We start from the raw sequence: 16,825 nt of genomic DNA, 5'->3' as shown, positions 1-16,825 counted from the left end.
GCCCTCTGCCTCCTTGCGGCTGACGCGGCTTCCCCCATGGCAACAACGTCTGACACGTGCCAAAGGCACGGGCAGGAACAGAAGTTATTGAGATTGTCGGGGAATCACTCCCGTGGAAGCCGGGTTCGCGCCGGTCCCTGTCCGCAACCATGCGGGTACCCTCAGGCGCGGCGCGTAGGCTGGGGGAAAGTCCCGTCCGCCCGCCGCTTCGTGAGGTATACGTGTCACCGCGCCACAACCGCCCCAGGGGCGGCGAGAGTCCGGCCGAGCGCCCCAGCGCCGGGTACGACCGCTACGGCCTGGAGCGCACCGAGGAATGGCAGGGCGAGGAGTGGCGGGTCCGCCACGTCGCCGGCGCGAGCGCGCAGGGCAAGCGGTACCGCTGCCCCGGCTGCGACCAGGAGATCCCGTCCGGCGTCCCGCACGTGGTGGCCTGGCCTGACTACGGCGGCGTGGACGACCGGCGCCACTGGCACAAGGCCTGCTGGAACGCGAAGGACCGCCGCACCTCGCGGGTGCAGCGGTCCCGCAACGCTCCCCGGCACTGAGCCGGCCGCGGCGCCGGCGCACGGCCTCGGGGCCGGCCCGGTCTCAGACGTCCCGGCTGCGGACCGTCCGGTACGAGGCGAACACCGCGGCCGCGGTGACCACCACCAGCACCAGCAGCTGCCAGGGGCCCGAGGCGCTCAGCTCGTCGGTCGGCATGCCGTACAGCGTGGAGATGGCGACCGGCGCGCTGTACCCGATCAGCCAGCGGCCGAGGCCCGTGGTGGTCTCCCACATCAGCAGGATCGTCGGCATGATCGTGGGGATGGTGACCACACCCAGCATCGCGGTCACCGCGCCCACCGAGTGCCGCAGCAGCGCCCCGGCGGCCAGCGCCAGGACGCCGAGCAGCGTGACGTACAGGCTGCCGCCGAGCAGGCCCCGCGCGGCGAAGCCCAGCGAGTGCGGCCCGGCCCCCGGCCCGCCGCGCAGCACCATCGTCATCAGGGTCACCAGCGTCACGGAACCGAAGGTCACGGTGAACGCCAGTGCCGAGAAGACCAGGTACTTCGCGGTGAGCACGCGGTACCGCTCGGGAGCGGCGGTGAAGGTGGTGCGGATCAGCCCGGTGCCGTGCTCCGAGGCCACCATCAGGACGCCCAGCGTGATCACGCCGACCTGGCCGAGCATGATCCCGAACAGCGAGGGCAGCGTGAACGGGTTCATCGAGTAGTCGGTGTCGTCGGTGTTGGCCGCGATCAGCAGGCCGATGCCGACCGTCACGCCGACCGTGGCGATCAGCGACCAGACCGTCGAGCGGACCGTCTTCACCTTGGTCCACTCCGACTGGAGCGCGTGGACCAGGGTCGGCCGGACGATCGGGATGTCGGAGACGTACCCCTGCGGGGCCTGGGTCCCGCTCATCGCGCCTCCTCCGTCTTCTGCGGCTGCGGGCCGGCCGGGGAGCCCGGCCGGCGGCCGGACTCCCGGCCGTCCGCGCACCCCGTCGCGAGGTCCGCGGGCTGGGCCGGCATCAGGAAGGGCGCGCCTCCCGCGTCCGGCGGCGGCGGGGCGTACCAGCCCTCGGAGGGGATCCGCTCCGGCTCGGCCTCCGCCCACGGGTCCGCGGGGTGCGGGTCCGGGGTGCGCAGCTCCGCCCTGGGGTCGTCGGTGGAGGTGAACTCCAGCGAACTCTGGGTCATCCGCATGTACGCCTCCTCCAGCGAGGCCCGGTGCGGCGAGAGCTCCCACAGGCGTACGCCGGCCTCGTGGGCCAGGTCGCTGATGCGGGGGAGCGGCAGGCCGGTCACGCGCAGGGCGCCGTCCGGCTCGTGCAGGACGCGGGCGCCGGCACGGGAGAGGGCGGCGGCGAGGGTGCCGTCGGCGCCGGGCTCGGTGTCGGCCGTGCGCACGCGGGCGAATCCGGACGAGTTGTGCGAGATGAAGTCCTGGACGCCCATGTCCGCCAGCAGCCGGCCCCGGCCGATCACGATGAGGTGGTCGGCGGTCAGGGCCATCTCGCTCATGAGGTGCGAGGAGACGAAGACCGTACGCCCCTCCGCGGCCAGCTGCTTCATGAGGTTCCGCACCCAGAGGATGCCCTCGGGGTCCAGGCCGTTGACCGGCTCGTCGAAGAGCAGCACCTGGGGGTCGCCGAGCAGGGCCGCGGCGATGCCGAGCCGCTGGCCCATGCCGAGCGAGAAGCCCTTCGTACGCTGCTCGGCCACGTCCTGGAGGCCGACCACGCCGAGCACCTCGTCCACCCGGCGCTCGGGGATGCCGGAGAGCTGGGCGAGGGCGAGCAGGTGGTTCCGGGCGCGCCGGCCGCCGTGCAGGGCCTTGGCGTCGAGCAGGGCGCCGACCAGCCGCTGGGCGTTGGGCAGCGAGCCGTACGGCAGGCCGTTGATCGTCACGCGGCCCGCCGTGGGGCGGTCCAGGCCGACGATCATGCGCATGGTGGTGGACTTGCCGGAGCCGTTGGGGCCCAGGAATCCGGTCACGGCACCGGGCCTGACCTGGAAGGAGAGCTGGTCGACGGCGGTCTTGGCGCCGTAGCGCTTGGTCAGTCCGACTGCCTCGATCATGCTCTCTCGCCCTCGTCCGCCGGGACGGCTCTCGCCCGCCGCAGGAAGTAAGAGGATATCGGCGCGTTGACGGTTCCCGGGGCCCTCGGTGCTCCGGAGGCCCCGGTTCAGGGAGGAATCAGGGACAACCCCTAGGCCCCGGGACCCCTGTCCCACCCGGCCCCGGGCCCCGGCGACCTGCGGCTACGCGTCCCGGCGCTTGAGCACGAGGTAGCCGCCGAGGAGGGCGGCCGCGACCCAGACCAGCATGATGCCGAGGCCGCCCCAGGGTCCGTACGGCGCCTCGTCGCCGCCCATGGCGTTGGGCACCACCTGCATGATCTTGGCGCCGGCCTGGTCGGGGAAGTACCGGGCGACCTCCTTGGCCTTCGGCACGGCCGACAGGATCTGCGAGATCAGGAAGAAGAACGGCACCAGGATGCCCAGCGAGAGCATCGAGCTGCGCAGCATCGCGGTCACGCCCATCGAGAAGACCGCGATCAGCGCCATGTAGATCCCGGCGCCGATCACCGCGCGCAGCACGTTGGGCTCGCCGATCGAGGTGTGGTGCGTGCCGAGCAGTGCCTGCCCCAGGAAGAACGACAGGAAGCTGGTGGCCAGGCCCACCACGAGGGCCAGCACCCCGGCCACCGCGATCTTGCTGAAGAGGAAGGTGGCGCGCCGGGGCACGGCGGCGAGCGAGGTGCGGATCATGCCGGAGCTGTACTCGGTGCCGACGACCATCACGCCGAAGACGACCATGGCGAGCTGGCCGAGCACCATGCCCGAGAAGCTGATCAGGGTGGGGTCGAAGGTGGCCCGCTCCAGGTCGGACAGGTTCTCGAACTGCGACTTCATCAGCGCCGACAGGGCGGCGCTGAGCGCCACGGTCACGACGAGGGCGGTGATCAGGGTCCAGGTGGTCGAGGAGACCGTACGGATCTTGGTCCACTCGGACTTCAGCACGGCGGGTGCGGCGGCCACGGCTCAGGCCCCCTTCTTCTTGGCGGACGTCCAGTCGCCGCCCCAGCCGGATCCGCCGCCCGCACCCGGCGCCCCGCCGGGCGGGAGGGGCGGCACCGGCCCCGGCAGGCCCGAGGCGTCCTCGCCGGGGGAGTGGGCGTGGTACTCGACCGTGCCCGCCGTCATCCGCATGAAGGCCTCCTCCAGGGACGCGCGCTGCGGGCTCAGTTCGTGCAGCACGATCTGGTGTTTGGCCGCAAGTTCTCCGAGATCCTCGGCCGAAACCGCGTCGATCTCCAGCGCGCCGGAGCCGGCGCTCACGGCGGCAATTCCGTTACCGGCCAGTACGTCCCGGAGCCGTTCCTGCTGCGGAGAGCGGACCCGGACATAACTGCGCGAGTTCTGCCGGATGAAATCGGCCATGCTCGTGTCCGCGAGCAGCCGGCCCTGTCCGATCACGATCAAATGGTCGGCCGTAAGTGCCATTTCACTCATCAGATGGCTGGAAACGAAGATCGTCCTTCCTTCGGCCGCCAGACCTTTCATCAGATTCCGGATCCAGTGAATTCCCTCGGGGTCCAGACCGTTGACGGGCTCGTCGAACATGAGGATCTCCGGATCCCCCAGCAGCGCCGAGGCGATGCCCAGCCGCTGGCCCATGCCCAGCGAGAACCCCTTGGACTTCTTCCGGGCCACGGCCGTCAGGCCGACCGTGTCCAGCACCTCGTCCACCCTGCTCGCCGGGATCCGGTTCGACTGCGCCAGGCACAGCAGGTTGTTGTAGGCGCTGCGGCCGCCGTGCATCGCCTTGGCGTCCAGCAGCGCCCCGATGTACTTCAGCGGCTCGTCCAGGTCCCGGTAGTGCTTCCCGTCGATCCGCACCGTCCCGCTGGTGGGGTTGTCGAGGTCGAGCATCATCCGCATCGTGGTCGACTTGCCCGCCCCGTTGGGCCCCAGAAAACCCGTCACCACCCCCGGTCTGACCTGGAAGCTGAGGTCGTCGACGGCGATCTTGGCGCCGAAGCGCTTCGTGAGGCCCTCAAGCTCGATCATGCGGTTCACGCTAGAACGGCCCAGGGCCCCCCGCCACCGGAGTGACGGAGGGCCCTGGGGCACGGGGTACCGCTGTGCGCTGCCTGCGCGTGGTGCGTCGCGGATCCGCCCGGGGGAGCGGGCCGCGCGCGGCCGCCCGGGGGGACTAGCGGCTCTGCTGCGCGGGGACGCCGCGGGTGACGGGCTCGTCGTCCATCGGGGAGCCGGCCGCGGCCACGGCGGCACCGGTCAGCGTCGCCAGCATCTCGCGGACGTTGGTCAGCTGCGCGTTGATGGAGTCGCGGCGGTTCGTCAGCGCCGCCAGCTCGCGCTCGGATTCGCTGCGGATACGGTCCGCCTTGGCGTTGGCGTCGGCCACGATGTCCTCGGCCTGGCGCTGCGCGGTCTCCACCGTCTGGCGGGCCCGGCGCTCGGCGTCCGTACGGAGCTTCTCGGCCTCCAGGCGCAGCTGCTCGGCGCGGTGCTCGATCTCGGCGAGACGCTTCTCCGCCTTGGCCTGGCGGGAGGCCAGGTCGCGCTCGGACTGCTCGCGCCGCTTGGCCAGGTTGGTCTCGAAGTCCGCGGCGGCCTGCGCGGCCTTGGCGCGGGTCTCCTCGAACAGCGCGTCGGCCTCCTCGCGCTTCGACTGCGCGTCCTTCTGCGCCTCGGCGCGCAGGGTCGAGGCGTCGCCCTTGGCCTTCTCGACGATGCGGACGCCCTCGTCCTCCGCCTTCGCCTTGCGCTCGGCGGCGAACGACTCGGCGTCGTTGCGGACCTGCTGGGCGGCCGACTCGGCGAGCTCGCGGTGCTGCTCCGCGGCCCGGCGGGCCTCCTCGCGCAGGTCCTTCGCCTCCTCCTCGGCGAGCCGCAGGATCTTCTCGACCCGGGCGCCGAGACCGGCGTACGACGGCTCCGCGTCGTTGACCTGGGCCTGTGCGTTCTGCGTCTCGAGGTGGAGTTCCTCGATGCGCTTCTCCAGGGAGTTGATGCGGGACAGGGCGCTGTCACGGTCGGCGACGAGCTTGGTAATGCGGTCGTCCACCTGACCGCGGTCGTAACCACGCCGCACGAGCTCGAAGCCGAAGGGGGAGGAAGTGTCGCTCATGGGGTTCCTGTCGAATGAGACCGGTGAGGTGTTAGGGGAATCCTAGGCGCCCGAGCGGCGTGTCATCGAGTCAATCCGCGTTTGATCTGGACAATGACACCCCTTTTGAGTGGCAAGGCGCCAGAACGCTTGTCACCCGTTCGCCTGAACCTCCATCAGGAGCACAGATCCAGGCGAACTTTCTAGCCCTCTGACGTCTTGCCACCCGAACGAGTGGATCCCGCGGCCGCTCCGGCCTTCACACCGCCACCGGCCGGACCGCCGGACGGCGACTTCCCGCCACCCGAGGGCGCCTCGAATGATTCCAACGCCTCAAGCACGTCCTGGACACGGGAGATCTCGGCCTGAATGTCCTCCCGGCGGCGGACGAGTACCTCCAGCTCACGGCGGCCCTCCTCGACCAGCCGCGCCGCCTCGGCCTCCGCCTCGCTGCGCATGCGCTCGGACTCGCGGACCGCCTCGGCCTTCTTCTGCTCGGCCTCCTTGAGCAGCTGCTCGGCCTTCTTGACCGCGGCGATGCGGACCTTGCTCGCCTCGCTGCTCGCCTCCGACACCAGGTTCTTGGCCTTCGCCTCGGCCTGGGCGCTCTGCTCGGTGGCGGCCTTGACCAGCTTGTCCACGCGCTCGCCGGCGGACTTCATCTGCTCCGCCGACTCGCGGCGGGCCCGCTCGTGCAGCTCCTCGATCTCCGACTCGACCCGGGTGCGCAGCTCGTCGGCCCGCTCCCTTATGGCCGTCGCGTCCCGGCGGGCGCCGACGAGCAGCTCGTCCGCGTCCGTACGGGCCTTCTCGACCAGGGTGTTCCCCTCGACCGTCGCCTCGGCGGTGATGCGCGCCGCCTCCTTGCGGGCCGCGTCCACCATCGAGTCGGCCTGCTCCTCGGCGGCCGTGGTCGTCGCGAGGGCCTGCTGCTGCGCCTCCGCCGTGAGGTTCTCGACCTCGGCGGCGGTCTCCGAGATCAGCCGGTCGACCTGCTCGGCCGCCTCGGTACGCCGCTTGTTCGCCGCCTCGCGGGCCTCGTCCAGCAGCCGCTCGGTCTCCTCGCGGGCCTCCGTGCGCAGCCGCTCGGCCTCCGCCGCCGCCTCCGCCTTGACCCGCTCGGCCTCCTCGCGGGTCCGGGTGGCGTGCTCCTGGGCGGACGACAGGTTCTCCGCCGCCTCCGCGCGCAGCAGTTCGGCCTCGTCGGCGGCCTCGCCGACGGTCCGCTCGTTCTCCGCGCGGGTGCGCTCGGTGAGCCGCTCCGCCTCCGCGGTGGCCTCGCCGATGAGCCGGTCGGCCTGCTCGGCCGCCTCGGTGCGCAGCCGGTTGGCCTCGGCGCGCGCCTCGTCCATGGTCTGCTCGGCCTCGCGCTCGGCCGTGGCCAGCGTCTCGCCGGCGGCGACCGTGACCCGCTCCGCCTCGGCGGTGGCCTCGCCGACGATCCGGCCGCCCTCGCCGCGCGCGTCCTCCAGGATCTGCGCGGCCTCGGCACGCAGCCGCTCGGCCTCCTCGGCGGCCTCGCCGACGGTACGGTCGTTCGCGGCCTGCGTCTCGACCGTCATCCGCTCGGTCTCGGCGGTGGCCTCGCCGATCAGGCGGGCCCCCTCCGCACGGGCGTCCTCCAGGACGGTCGCGGCCTCGGCACGCGTCGCCTCGGCGGCCTCCTCGGCCTCCGCCACCACCTGGCCGGCCTTCTCGGCGGCCTCGGAACGGATCCGGTTGGCGTCCTCGCGGGCGTCGGCACGGGTGCGCGCGGCCGTCTGCTCGGCCTCGGCCAGCGCGTCGGTGGCCTCGGTGCGGATGCGCTGGGCGTACTCCGCGGTGTCCGAGCGCAGCTGCTCGGCCTCCGCGATCGCCTCGGAGACGGTGCGCTCGGCGAGGGCCTTGGCGGCGTCCGTCTCGATGCGCGCCTCGGTGCGGATCCGGTTGGCGTCCTCGGTGGCCCGCTCCCGCTCGGCGTACGCGTCGGAGCGGACCCGGTCCGCCTCCTCCTCGGCCTCGGCGCGGGTGCGCTCGGCCGCGTGCTCGGCGGCGCTGCGCAGCCCGGCGACCTCCTCCTCGGCCTGCTCGTGCAGGCCGGCCACGGACTCGCGCACCTCACGGGCGGTCTGCTCGGCGGCCGAGACCAGCTCGGTCGCGCGGGCGTCCGCCTCCTCGACCAGACGGGTCGCCTCGGCCTGGGCCTCCTCCACCCGCTTGCGGGCGGCGGCCAGCAGCTCCTCGCTCTGCTCGCGGGCCTGGGCGCGCTCGCGCTCGGCCTCCTCGCGCGCGGAGCCCAGCGTCTCCTCGGCCTCGCGGCGGCGCCGGGCGGCCTCCTCCTGCGCGGCGGCCAGCGCCTCGGCGGCCTCCTCGGCCACCCGCTCGGCGGCGGCCTTGGCCTCCGCACGCAGCCGGTCGGCGGTCTCCTGGGCCTCGGTGCGCACCCGCTCGGCCTCGGCCTCGGCCTCGCCGGTCAGCCGCGCGGCGGTCTGCTCGGCCTCGGCCCGCATCCGGCCGGCGTCCTCCGCGGCCTCCGTGCGCTGCTGACCGGCCTCTGCCTCGGCCTGCGCCCGGAGCGTACGGATCCGCTCGGCGGACTCGGCGCGCAGCCGGTCGGTCTCCTCCGCGGCCTCGCGGCGGATGCCCTCGGCCGCCTGGCGGGCGTCGCGCAGGGTCTGCTCGGCCGTGGTCAGCCGGGTCTCGGCCTCCTCCTGGAGCCGGGACAGCTCGGCGTCGGCCTCGGTCCGCTTGGCCGCCAGCGCGCGGTCGGTCTCCTCGTGCCGCTGCCGGGCGGTGGCGTCGGCCTCGGCCCGTACGGTCTCCGCCCGCTCCTCGGCCTCCGCGCGCAGCCGGTCGGCCTCGGCGCGGGTGCGCTCCAGGGTCTCCTCGGCCTGCTTGCGCAGGGTGGTGGCGCGCTCGATGGCCTCGGCACGCACGCGCTCGCTCTCGGCGGTGGCGCCGCCGCGCAGCTCGTCGGCGTCCGCCTTGGCCTTGGTCAGCAGCTCCTCGGCGGTCTTGGCCGCCTCCTCGATCTGCTGGACGGCCTCCCGGCGGGCCTCGCCGCGGATCCGCTCGCCCTCGGCGACGGCCTCGGCGCGCAGCTGCTCCGCCTCGCCGCGCAGCCTCCGGGCCTCCTCCTGGAGCTCGACGGTCTTGGCGCGGTACTCCTCGGTGTCGTCCTTGGCCGCGCCCTTGAGCTGCTCGGCCGTGGCCGCCGCCTGCGCGCGCAGCCGGTCGGCCTCGGCCTCCGCCTCGCGGCGGATCCGCTCGGCCTCGTCCGCCGCGGCCTTGCGGGTGGCCTGGGCGTCCTCGGAGGCCTTGTTCAGCACGTCCTCGGCGGTACGGGCGGCCTTGGCCAGCTGCGCCGCGGTGTCCTCGGCGGCGGCGGTACGGCCCTTCTCGCCGGCCTCCGCGATCAGCCGCTCGGCCTCGGCACGGGCGTCGGCCAACGCCTGCTCGGCCTCGGCCTTGAGCTCCTCGGCCTCCTTGGTGGCCTCGCCGACCAGCCGCGCCACCTGCTCCTTGGCGGTGCGGGTGCGCTGCTCGTTCACGGACTCGGCGGAGGCGAGCTGCCGGGCGGCGCTCTCCTTGGCGTCGGCGAGCAGCTTCTCGGCCTCGGCGCGGGCCTCGCGCAGCGCGCTGTCGGCCTCCTGCACCCGCTGCTCGGCGACCCGGCCCAGGTCCATGGTCTGCTGGCGGGTCTGCTCGGACTCCGCGCTGGCGGTGGAACGCAGCCGCTCGGCGTGCTCGGTGGCCTCCTGGGCCTGCGCGGAGGCGGCGGTCAGCAGCCGCTCGGCCTCCTTGCGGGCGCGCAGCAGGGTGGCCTCGGCCTCGGTACGGGCGGCCTCCGCCTCCGCGGACATCCGGCGCCGGGTCTCCTCGGCGACCCGGGCGGCCTCGGCGCGGGCGGCGTTCAGGGCCTGCTCGGCCTCGGCGCGCGACTCGTCCATCAGGCGGCGGGCCTGGGACTCCGTACGGGCCCGCAGCTGCTCGGCCCAGGCGACGTTCTCGTTGACGTGCGCCTCGACGGTCTGGCGGCGCTCGTTCAGCTCCTGGTCCAGCCGCTGCCGGCGGTTGACGGCCTCGGTGTGCAGCTCCGCCTGAAGGCGGGCCTGGTGCTCCGCGTGCTCCTGGAGGATGCGCTGGGTCTGGGCACGGGCCTCGCGCAGCTCGCGCTCCGCGTCGGAGCGCATCTGGTCGGCCTGGATCTGGGCGTTCCGCAGCAGCTGCTCGGCCTGGTAGCCGATGTCCGCGGAGTCGTAGGCGGGACGGGACGCCAGGGCCCGGCGGGCCTCGTGGAGCTTGGCCCGCAGCACCTCGACCTGGTAGCCGAGGTCGTCGGCGTGCTGGACGGCCTTCTCGCGTTCCTTCTTCAGCCGCTCCATCTCGGCCTCGAAGCGCGAGAGATGGTCGGCCTCAGCCTGAATACTCTCCTGGCGTTCGTAGCCCCGCACGGCGCGGTCCCATCCGTCCCCTGGTCGCAAGCTCTCTCCCAAGAGCACCGTCCGCCCGCTGAACGGCGCCCCCGGGGAATGGTGTCAGACTTCTTGCCGCGTGTCAGAAGGCCCCGACCCCTCGGCAAACACACCAAACCCCGGCCGAGCCACCGCCACTCTACCGGCCGGGGAATCCGGCGGTCAGTGCTCCGTGTGGGAGGAGGGGTTGGAAGTGACCAGTTCGGTGAGGACGCCGTGGCAGTCCTTGGGGTGCAGGAACGTGATCCGGGACCCCATCGAGCCGATCCGCGGCTCGTCGTAGAGGACCCGCACGCCCTTGCCGCGGATGGCCTCGGCGTCGCCGTCGACGTCCGCGGTGCCGAAGGCGATGTGGTGCACGCCCTCGCCGTTCTTGGCCAGCCACTTGCCCACCGCGGAGTCCTCGCGGGTGGGCTCCAGCAGCTGGAGGTAGGAGGCGCCGCCGTCGGACGTCTCGTTGATCTTGAGCATGGCCTCGCGTACGCCCTGCTCTTCGTTGATCTCGGTGTGGAACACCTCGAATCCGTACGTGGCACGGTAGAACTCGACAGTCTTGTCGAGGTCGAAACAGGCGATCCCGATGTGGTCGATTCGCGTCAGCATGGCTCCAGTGGAGCGGTCGACAGGGTGGTTACGCAACGTGCGCGCGATCACACCGGATGCCCGGTGACGGCACCGAGTGCCTCTCAGTACATTCAGGTAAACCCTCGTTCACTCCTCATCCAAGGGGCTGTGCCTCATGTCCGGAACGAACAGCACTACTTCGGTGATCGTCGCTGGGGCCCGCACGCCCATGGGGCGGCTGCTGGGCTCGCTCAAGTCCTTCTCGGGCGCCGACCTCGGCGGCTTCGCCATCAAGTCCGCCCTGGAGCGGGCCGGCATCTCCGGCGACCAGGTCCAGTACGTGATCATGGGCCAGGTCCTCCAGGCCGGCGCGGGCCAGATCCCCGCCCGCCAGGCCGCGGTCAAGGCCGGCATCCCGATGAACGTGCCCGCCCTGACGATCAACAAGGTCTGCCTCTCGGGCCTCGACGCCATCGCCCTGGCCGACCAGCTGATCCGCGCCGGCGAGTTCGACATCGTGGTCGCGGGCGGCCAGGAGTCCATGACGAACGCCCCCCACCTGCTCCCGAAGTCCCGCGAGGGCTACAAGTACGGCGCGATCGAGATGCTCGACGCGATGGCGTACGACGGCCTGACCGACGCCTTCGAGAACATCGCGATGGGCGAGTCCACCGAGAAGCACAACACCCGCCTCGGCATCGAGCGCGCCCCGCAGGACGAGTTCGCCGCGGGCTCGCACCAGCGCGCGGCCGCCGCCCAGAAGAACGGCATCTTCGAGGCCGAGATCACCCCGGTCGAGATCCCGCAGCGCAAGGGCGAGCCGGTGGTCTTCTCGGTGGACGAGGGCGTCCGCCCCGAGACCACCGTGGAGTCCCTGGGCAAGCTCCGCCCGGCCTTCGCCAAGGACGGCACGATCACGGCCGGCACCTCCTCGCAGATCTCCGACGGCGCCGCCGCGGTGGTCGTGATGAGCAAGGCCAAGGCCGAGGAGCTGGGCCTGGAGTGGCTGGCCGAGATCGGCGCCCACGGCAACGTGGCGGGCCCGGACAACTCGCTCCAGTCGCAGCCGTCCAACGCCATCCAGCACGCCCTGAAGAAGGAGGGCCTGGGGGTCGAGGACCTCGACCTGATCGAGATCAACGAGGCCTTCGCGGCGGTCGCCGTCCAGTCAATGAAGGACCTGGGCGTGACCCCGGAAAAGGTGAACGTCAACGGCGGTGCCATCGCCCTGGGCCACCCCATCGGCATGTCCGGCGCCCGCGTGGTGCTGCACCTGGCGCTGGAGCTCAAGCGCCGCGGCGGCGGCGTCGGCGCGGCCGCGCTGTGCGGCGGCGGCGGCCAGGGCGACGCGCTGATCGTCCGCGTTCCCAAGGCGTAGTCCCGCAACCCACGGGCGGCCCGTAACCCACGGGCGGTCCCGTCACCCACGGCAGGAGGCAGACAGGCATGGCGGTGGACGTCCCCCAGCTGGTGGACCAGGCCCGCGAGGGCAGGCCACGGGCGGTGGCCCGGCTGATCTCACTGGTCGAGGGGGCGTCCCCGCAGCTGCGCGAGGTGATGGCGGCGCTGGCGCCGCTGACCGGCAACGCGTACGTGGTGGGCCTGACCGGCTCGCCCGGCGTGGGCAAGTCCACCTCGACCTCGGCGCTCGTGACGGCGTACCGCAGGGCGGGCAAGCGGGTCGGCGTGCTCGCCGTCGACCCGTCCTCGCCCTTCTCCGGCGGTGCGCTGCTCGGCGACCGGGTGCGCATGTCCGACCACGCCTCCGACCCGGGGGTGTACATCCGCTCCATGGCCACCCGCGGGCACCTGGGCGGCCTGGCCTGGGCGGCGCCGCAGGCCATCCGCGTCCTGGACGCGGCCGGCTGCGACGTGGTCCTGGTCGAGACCGTGGGCGTGGGCCAGTCGGAGGTGGAGATCGCCTCCCAGGCCGACACGTCCGTGGTGCTGCTCGCCCCGGGCATGGGCGACGGCATCCAGGCGGCCAAGGCCGGCATCCTGGAGATCGGCGACCTGTACGTGGTGAACAAGGCGGACCGGGACGGCGCCGACGCCACCGCCCGCGAGCTGAACCACATGCTCGGCCTCGGGGAGGCCCGCGGGCCCGGCGACTGGCGCCCGCCGATCGTCAAGACCGTGGCCGCCCGCTCCGAGGGCGTCGACGAGGTCGTGGAGGCCCTGGAGAAGCACCGGGCGTGGATGGAGGAGCACGGGGTGCTGGCCCGCCGCCGGATCGCCCGTGCCGCCCGCGAGGTCGAGACGATCACCGTCACGGCCCTGCGTTCCCGGATCGGGGACCTGCACGGCGACCGCCACCTGGACGCGCTGGCCGAGCGGGTCGTGGCGGGCGAGCTGGACCCGTACGCCGCCTCGGACGAGCTGCTGGCGAGCCTGACGGAGGGCTGAGCCCGCCGCAGCCGCCCGTGACGCACGCGAAGGGCCCGCCTCCCGAAAAGGGGAGACGGGCCCTTCGCGCGGTCCGGTACGGTCTACCCGCGTCACACGACGGCGACGGGGGAGGGCCGCCGGGCCCGGGTCAGAGCTTGCCGCGCTGGTCGCGCAGGTGCTCCGCGATCGGCTTGAGCGACTCGTGCAGGTCCGCGAGGGCCTCGGGCGGAAGCAGGTCGATGAAGTGCTTCCGCACGGACGCCACGTGGTGCGGGGCGACCTTGCGCATGGTCTCCATGCCCAGGTCGGTCAGCACGGCGTACAGCCCGCGCCGGTCGGACTCGCAGTTCGCCCGGACCACCAGGCCCGCGCTCTCCATGCGGGTGATCTGGTGGGACAGGCGGCTCTTGGACTGCAGGGTGGCGGTCGCGAGATCGCTCATCCGCATCCGGTGGTCCTCGGACTCCGAGAGGTTCACGAGGATCTCGTAGTCGTTGTTGGTCAGTCCGAATGGCTGGAGATCCTTCTCCATCCGGTGCGTCAGAAGTCTGTTGACGTCCAGATAGGTGCGCCAAGTGCACTGCTCGGCATCGTTCAGCCAGCGGGTGGCAGTCTCAGTCTCCATACAAGGACTCTACCTAAGAAGTTGAATGATGTACAAAAATTCCGGCACCCGACACGGGCTGTGACCGAAGGAAGCGTATCGGTCACAGTCCGAAGCGGCGCTGCAGGTCGCCGAGCTGCCCCGGCATCCGCGGCACCCCCAGCTGGTTCCCCAGCTGGCCCAGCGGGCCGTGCTGCTGCGGCACCCCGGGCTCGTGCGCGACCGCGCCGACCGCCTGCTCCGCCATCAGCATCTCGGTGGACTGGAGCAGCACCGTGCCGGCCCCGACGAACTCGAACTGGTGCTCCTCGCCCGAGGCGCCCCCGATGCCCGCGAGCTGCCGCAGGCCGCCCATCACACCCTGCATGTAGCCGTGGTCGTAGTGGTGGCACGGCGAGGGGCAGTCCGCCCAGCCCACCAGCGCCTGCGGGTCGACCTTGAGCGGCGGCTCCATGAAGACCACCGGGCCGTTGGACGCGGCCACGAACTTGCCGGTCCCGATCAGCGTCAGGAAGCCCGGCACGATCGACTGCTTCAGCGCGAGCGAGGGCTGGTACGCGAGCAGGTTGCCCGAGCGGATCGTCAGGTTGCCGTTGTCCAGGTCGTACGAGTTCACGTCGAAGGCGCGGTCGGCCAGGAGCATCTTGCCCGAGCCCTCCGCCACCACCCAGTCGCTCGCGTGCAGCGGCGAGTGGAAGCTCGTGCGCAGCAGCCGCTCGAAGCGGCCGTGGCCGATGCCGTTGAACTCGATCTGCCCGTAGTAGGAGATCATCTTGCCCTTCTGCAGGAACCACTGGCTCCCCTTGAGTTCCACGCAGAAGGTGTACGGGTTGACGTTGTCGTCGGACGGCAGGGAGTACGGGTCGAGGACCACGGGTCCGGTCATTACAGCTTCTCCTCCGAGGCCTGCACGTACACGACTCCGTGGCCCGAGAGCTCCAGCTGGAACGCCTCGCCCGAGCCACGCCCCACCATGTCGCGCCAGCCGAGCGCGGTGGAGAGCTTGTTCCGTACGTCGCCCCGGTGGGCCACGTACGCCTGCGGGTCCACGTGGATCGGCCGCTGGGGGGTGATCGGCAGCTCGATGACACCGCCGTGGGCCATCACCGCGACCGAGCCGTGCCCGGCCAGCGTGGTGGTGAACAGGCCCTGCCCGGTCACCTGGCCGCGCACCATGCCCATGACGCCGCCCTGCGAGCCCATGAACATGGTGCCCTGCTGGAGGGTGCCGTCGAAGGCGAGCAGCCGGTCCGCCTCGACGTACAGGGTGTCGCCGGTGAGCTGGACCACGTGGATGTGGTGGCCGCCGTGGCCGAACATCACGGTGCCCTGGCCCTCGACGGTCATCAGCGGGGTCTGCTCGTTGGCCACCCGGCGGCCGATCATCCCCATGACGCCGCCCTGACCGCCGGTCAGGTTCGGGGTGAAGCTGACGTCGCCGCGGTAGGCGAGCATCGCGCCGCGCTGGCTGAAGAGGCGCTGGCCCGGGATCACCTGGGCCTCGATCATCTTCGAGTTGATCTGGGTGAACGGCATCAGACGTCGCCCCCGATCGTGTTGCGCTCGCTGGGCTGGACGTAGACCAGCCCCTCGCCCTCGAAGCGGATCTGGAAGGCCTCGCCGCCGCCCTCGCCCATGAACGTGCGGAACGTCACACCGGACTGGAAGTGCTGCTGGAGGTTGCCGGTGTGCGCGATGTACGCGCCGGGGTCCACGGAAAGGGGGTACTGGGCGCTGACGCGGAGCACGACCGCCGGCCCGTCGGACATGATGGCCGCCTGGCCGGTGCCCTCGACGGTGGTCGTGAACAGGCCGTTGCCCGTCGCACCGCCGCGCAGACCGGTGAAGGTCGTGCCGGTGCGCAGCCCGCCGTCGGTGCACAGCAGGTTGCTGGACTCGACGTAGAGCTTCTCACCGTGGAGATTGACCAGATTGATCTCACTCGCGCGGTCGGCGAAGTAGCAGGTGCCGTGCCCCTGCACTTCCATCACGGTCATCTGCTCGCCGGTCAGGCGCCGGGTCACCATGCCGCGGATGCCCTCACCGCCGCCGGTCATCTTCTTGAAGGCCATCTGGCCGTCGTACGCGACCATCGAGCCGTTCTTCGCTTTGACGGCGTCGCCGGACAGGTCGACGGCGAGCACCTTGCTGCCTTGGAGTCGGAACTGAGCCACGGGGATGACGTTAACGGCAGCGCGCGCACCCGAACAGGGCCCGATGGCCGATAAGGGCCCCGGTGGGACGGGGATGGGACGCGGCCGAGACCTGGCGGAGACATCCGGGTGCCCGTGGGCCCGACCCCGGGTCAAGATCGGGTAAACCGCCTTGGGAGAATGGGCCGGACATTTCGCCCTCCGCCCCGAAGGTTGACCGTGGACATCAAGACCGCTTCCGCCCTGCACAGGCTGCGCCTCGTCTCCATCCCCGAGGCCCTGTCCTTCCCGGCCCTGCTGATCTTCGGCTCGCTGCTGAGCCGGATCTCGGACGTCAACCTGGTGATGCCGCTCGGCATGCTGCACGGCGTGCTGTTCGTGCTCTACGCGCTCTTCCTGCTGGACGTGTGGAACAAGGCGAAGTGGCCGCTGAGGAAGGTCGCCCTGTTCTTCCTGCTGGCCGTCATCCCGTTCGGCGGCCTGTACGGCGACAAGCTGCTCAAGCGCGACGAGGCGGACAGCGTTGTCGCCGCCCGCGCGCGCAAGGAAGAGGCCGCCGCGTGATCGTCGCCTTCTCGGTCACCCCGCTGGGCGTGGGGGAAGAGGTCGGCGAGTACGTCGCCGACGCGGTCCGCGTGGTCCGCGAGTCCGGCCTGCCCCACCGCACCGACGCCATGTTCACCTCCGTCGAGGGCGAGTGGGACGAAGTGATGGACGTCGTCAGGCGTGCGGTGGCGGCCGTGGAGGAGCGGGCGCCGCGCGTATCGGTGGTCATGAAGGCCGACATCCGCCCCGGCGTCACGGACGGCCTCACCTCGAAGGTCGCCACGGTGGAGCGCCACCTGGCCTCCTGACCCCCCGAAGGGCCTCCCGCGAAGCCCCCGCCCCCGGTCGCGCAGCCGCCGGGAGCGGGGGCTTCGTACGTCCCCGCACCGCGCTGTGCGTCTCCGGGCGGCCGGCGCCGGGCCGCCCGACCCCCGAACGGCGGTGCGGAGGCGAACGTTCAGGAGAACCCCTCACTCGGCCGAATCCGG

Annotated in this window: 16 protein-coding genes; 5 read left to right on the top strand and 11 right to left on the bottom strand. The window is 72.1% G+C overall.

Going from position 1 to position 16,825, the window contains the following annotated elements; translation table 11 throughout:
• Positions 1-221: 221 nt before the first annotated feature.
• The gene (locus ACIQUR_RS11860) at positions 222-548 is read left to right on the top strand and encodes an ATP/GTP-binding protein (RefSeq protein WP_403662156.1); all 327 of its coding nucleotides are present in this window, start codon (positions 222-224) and stop codon (positions 546-548) included.
• Between the two features lie 43 nt (positions 549-591).
• Here ACIQUR_RS11860 and ACIQUR_RS11855 read toward each other — a convergent pair whose 3' ends face one another.
• From ACIQUR_RS11855 to mce, 7 genes are all read right to left on the bottom strand, one after another.
• On the bottom strand, positions 592-1,410 hold the full coding sequence (locus tag ACIQUR_RS11855) for an ABC transporter permease (protein ID WP_403662153.1): 819 nt from the start codon (positions 1,408-1,410) through the stop codon (positions 592-594).
• Entirely contained in the window at positions 1,407-2,570 is a 1,164-nt protein-coding gene (locus tag ACIQUR_RS11850; protein WP_403662150.1) for an ABC transporter ATP-binding protein, read from the bottom strand. The genes ACIQUR_RS11855 and ACIQUR_RS11850 overlap by 4 nt, the downstream gene beginning before the upstream one ends.
• A gap of 183 nt (positions 2,571-2,753) precedes the next feature.
• Positions 2,754-3,533, bottom strand: coding sequence for an ABC transporter permease (locus ACIQUR_RS11845; protein ID WP_403662147.1), 780 nt, complete (start codon positions 3,531-3,533; stop codon positions 2,754-2,756).
• A 3-nt stretch (positions 3,534-3,536) separates the two neighbouring features.
• On the bottom strand, positions 3,537-4,565 hold the full coding sequence (locus ACIQUR_RS11840) for an ABC transporter ATP-binding protein (RefSeq protein WP_403662144.1): 1,029 nt from the start codon (positions 4,563-4,565) through the stop codon (positions 3,537-3,539).
• A gap of 145 nt (positions 4,566-4,710) precedes the next feature.
• Positions 4,711-5,649, bottom strand: coding sequence for a cellulose-binding protein (locus ACIQUR_RS11835; protein ID WP_399948661.1), 939 nt, complete (start codon positions 5,647-5,649; stop codon positions 4,711-4,713).
• Positions 5,650-5,831: 182 nt separating this feature from the next.
• Complete coding sequence (gene scy / locus ACIQUR_RS11830; protein WP_403662691.1) at positions 5,832-10,061, bottom strand: polarized growth protein Scy; 4,230 nt, start codon at positions 10,059-10,061, stop codon at positions 5,832-5,834.
• A 183-nt stretch (positions 10,062-10,244) separates the two neighbouring features.
• Positions 10,245-10,685 (bottom strand): methylmalonyl-CoA epimerase, encoded by a 441-nt coding sequence (mce, locus tag ACIQUR_RS11825; RefSeq protein ID WP_403662141.1) that lies wholly within the window; start codon positions 10,683-10,685, stop codon positions 10,245-10,247.
• A 136-nt stretch (positions 10,686-10,821) separates the two neighbouring features.
• Between mce and ACIQUR_RS11820 the strand changes: the two genes are divergently transcribed.
• Entirely contained in the window at positions 10,822-12,024 is a 1,203-nt protein-coding gene (locus ACIQUR_RS11820; RefSeq protein ID WP_403662138.1) for an acetyl-CoA C-acetyltransferase, read from the top strand.
• A 68-nt stretch (positions 12,025-12,092) separates the two neighbouring features.
• On the top strand, positions 12,093-13,052 hold the full coding sequence (gene meaB / locus ACIQUR_RS11815) for a methylmalonyl Co-A mutase-associated GTPase MeaB (RefSeq protein ID WP_403662135.1): 960 nt from the start codon (positions 12,093-12,095) through the stop codon (positions 13,050-13,052).
• Positions 13,053-13,182: 130 nt separating this feature from the next.
• Here the strand turns inward: meaB and ACIQUR_RS11810 are convergent, their stop codons facing one another.
• The 4 genes from ACIQUR_RS11810 to ACIQUR_RS11795 all read right to left on the bottom strand — a co-directional run bounded on the left by ACIQUR_RS11810 (position 13,183) and on the right by ACIQUR_RS11795 (position 15,812).
• A complete protein-coding gene (locus ACIQUR_RS11810; RefSeq protein WP_399948669.1) occupies positions 13,183-13,659 on the bottom strand; it encodes a MarR family winged helix-turn-helix transcriptional regulator in 477 nt (158 codons plus the stop codon).
• Between the two features lie 82 nt (positions 13,660-13,741).
• On the bottom strand, positions 13,742-14,524 hold the full coding sequence (locus tag ACIQUR_RS11805; protein WP_403662130.1) for an AIM24 family protein: 783 nt from the start codon (positions 14,522-14,524) through the stop codon (positions 13,742-13,744).
• Complete coding sequence (locus ACIQUR_RS11800; RefSeq protein ID WP_403662127.1) at positions 14,524-15,174, bottom strand: AIM24 family protein; 651 nt, start codon at positions 15,172-15,174, stop codon at positions 14,524-14,526. Before ACIQUR_RS11800 ends, ACIQUR_RS11805 begins: the two co-directional genes overlap by 1 nt.
• A complete protein-coding gene (locus tag ACIQUR_RS11795) occupies positions 15,174-15,812 on the bottom strand; it encodes an AIM24 family protein (protein WP_399948675.1) in 639 nt (212 codons plus the stop codon). Before ACIQUR_RS11795 ends, ACIQUR_RS11800 begins: the two co-directional genes overlap by 1 nt.
• 198 nt (positions 15,813-16,010) lie before the next feature.
• On the opposite strand from ACIQUR_RS11795, the gene ACIQUR_RS11790 reads away from it, so the two are divergent.
• Entirely contained in the window at positions 16,011-16,355 is a 345-nt protein-coding gene (locus tag ACIQUR_RS11790; protein ID WP_403662123.1) for a DUF3817 domain-containing protein, read from the top strand.
• Entirely contained in the window at positions 16,352-16,645 is a 294-nt protein-coding gene (locus tag ACIQUR_RS11785) for an MTH1187 family thiamine-binding protein (protein WP_403662120.1), read from the top strand. The genes ACIQUR_RS11790 and ACIQUR_RS11785 overlap by 4 nt, the downstream gene beginning before the upstream one ends.
• Positions 16,646-16,825 lie beyond the last annotated feature (180 nt).

The sequence above is a fragment of the Streptomyces sp. NPDC101132 genome, from assembly GCF_044759225.1.
Classification (GTDB): domain Bacteria; phylum Actinomycetota; class Actinomycetes; order Streptomycetales; family Streptomycetaceae; genus Streptomyces.
The sequence above is the reverse complement of the archived record's forward strand: the minus strand, read 5'-3'. Positions and strand labels throughout refer to the sequence as shown.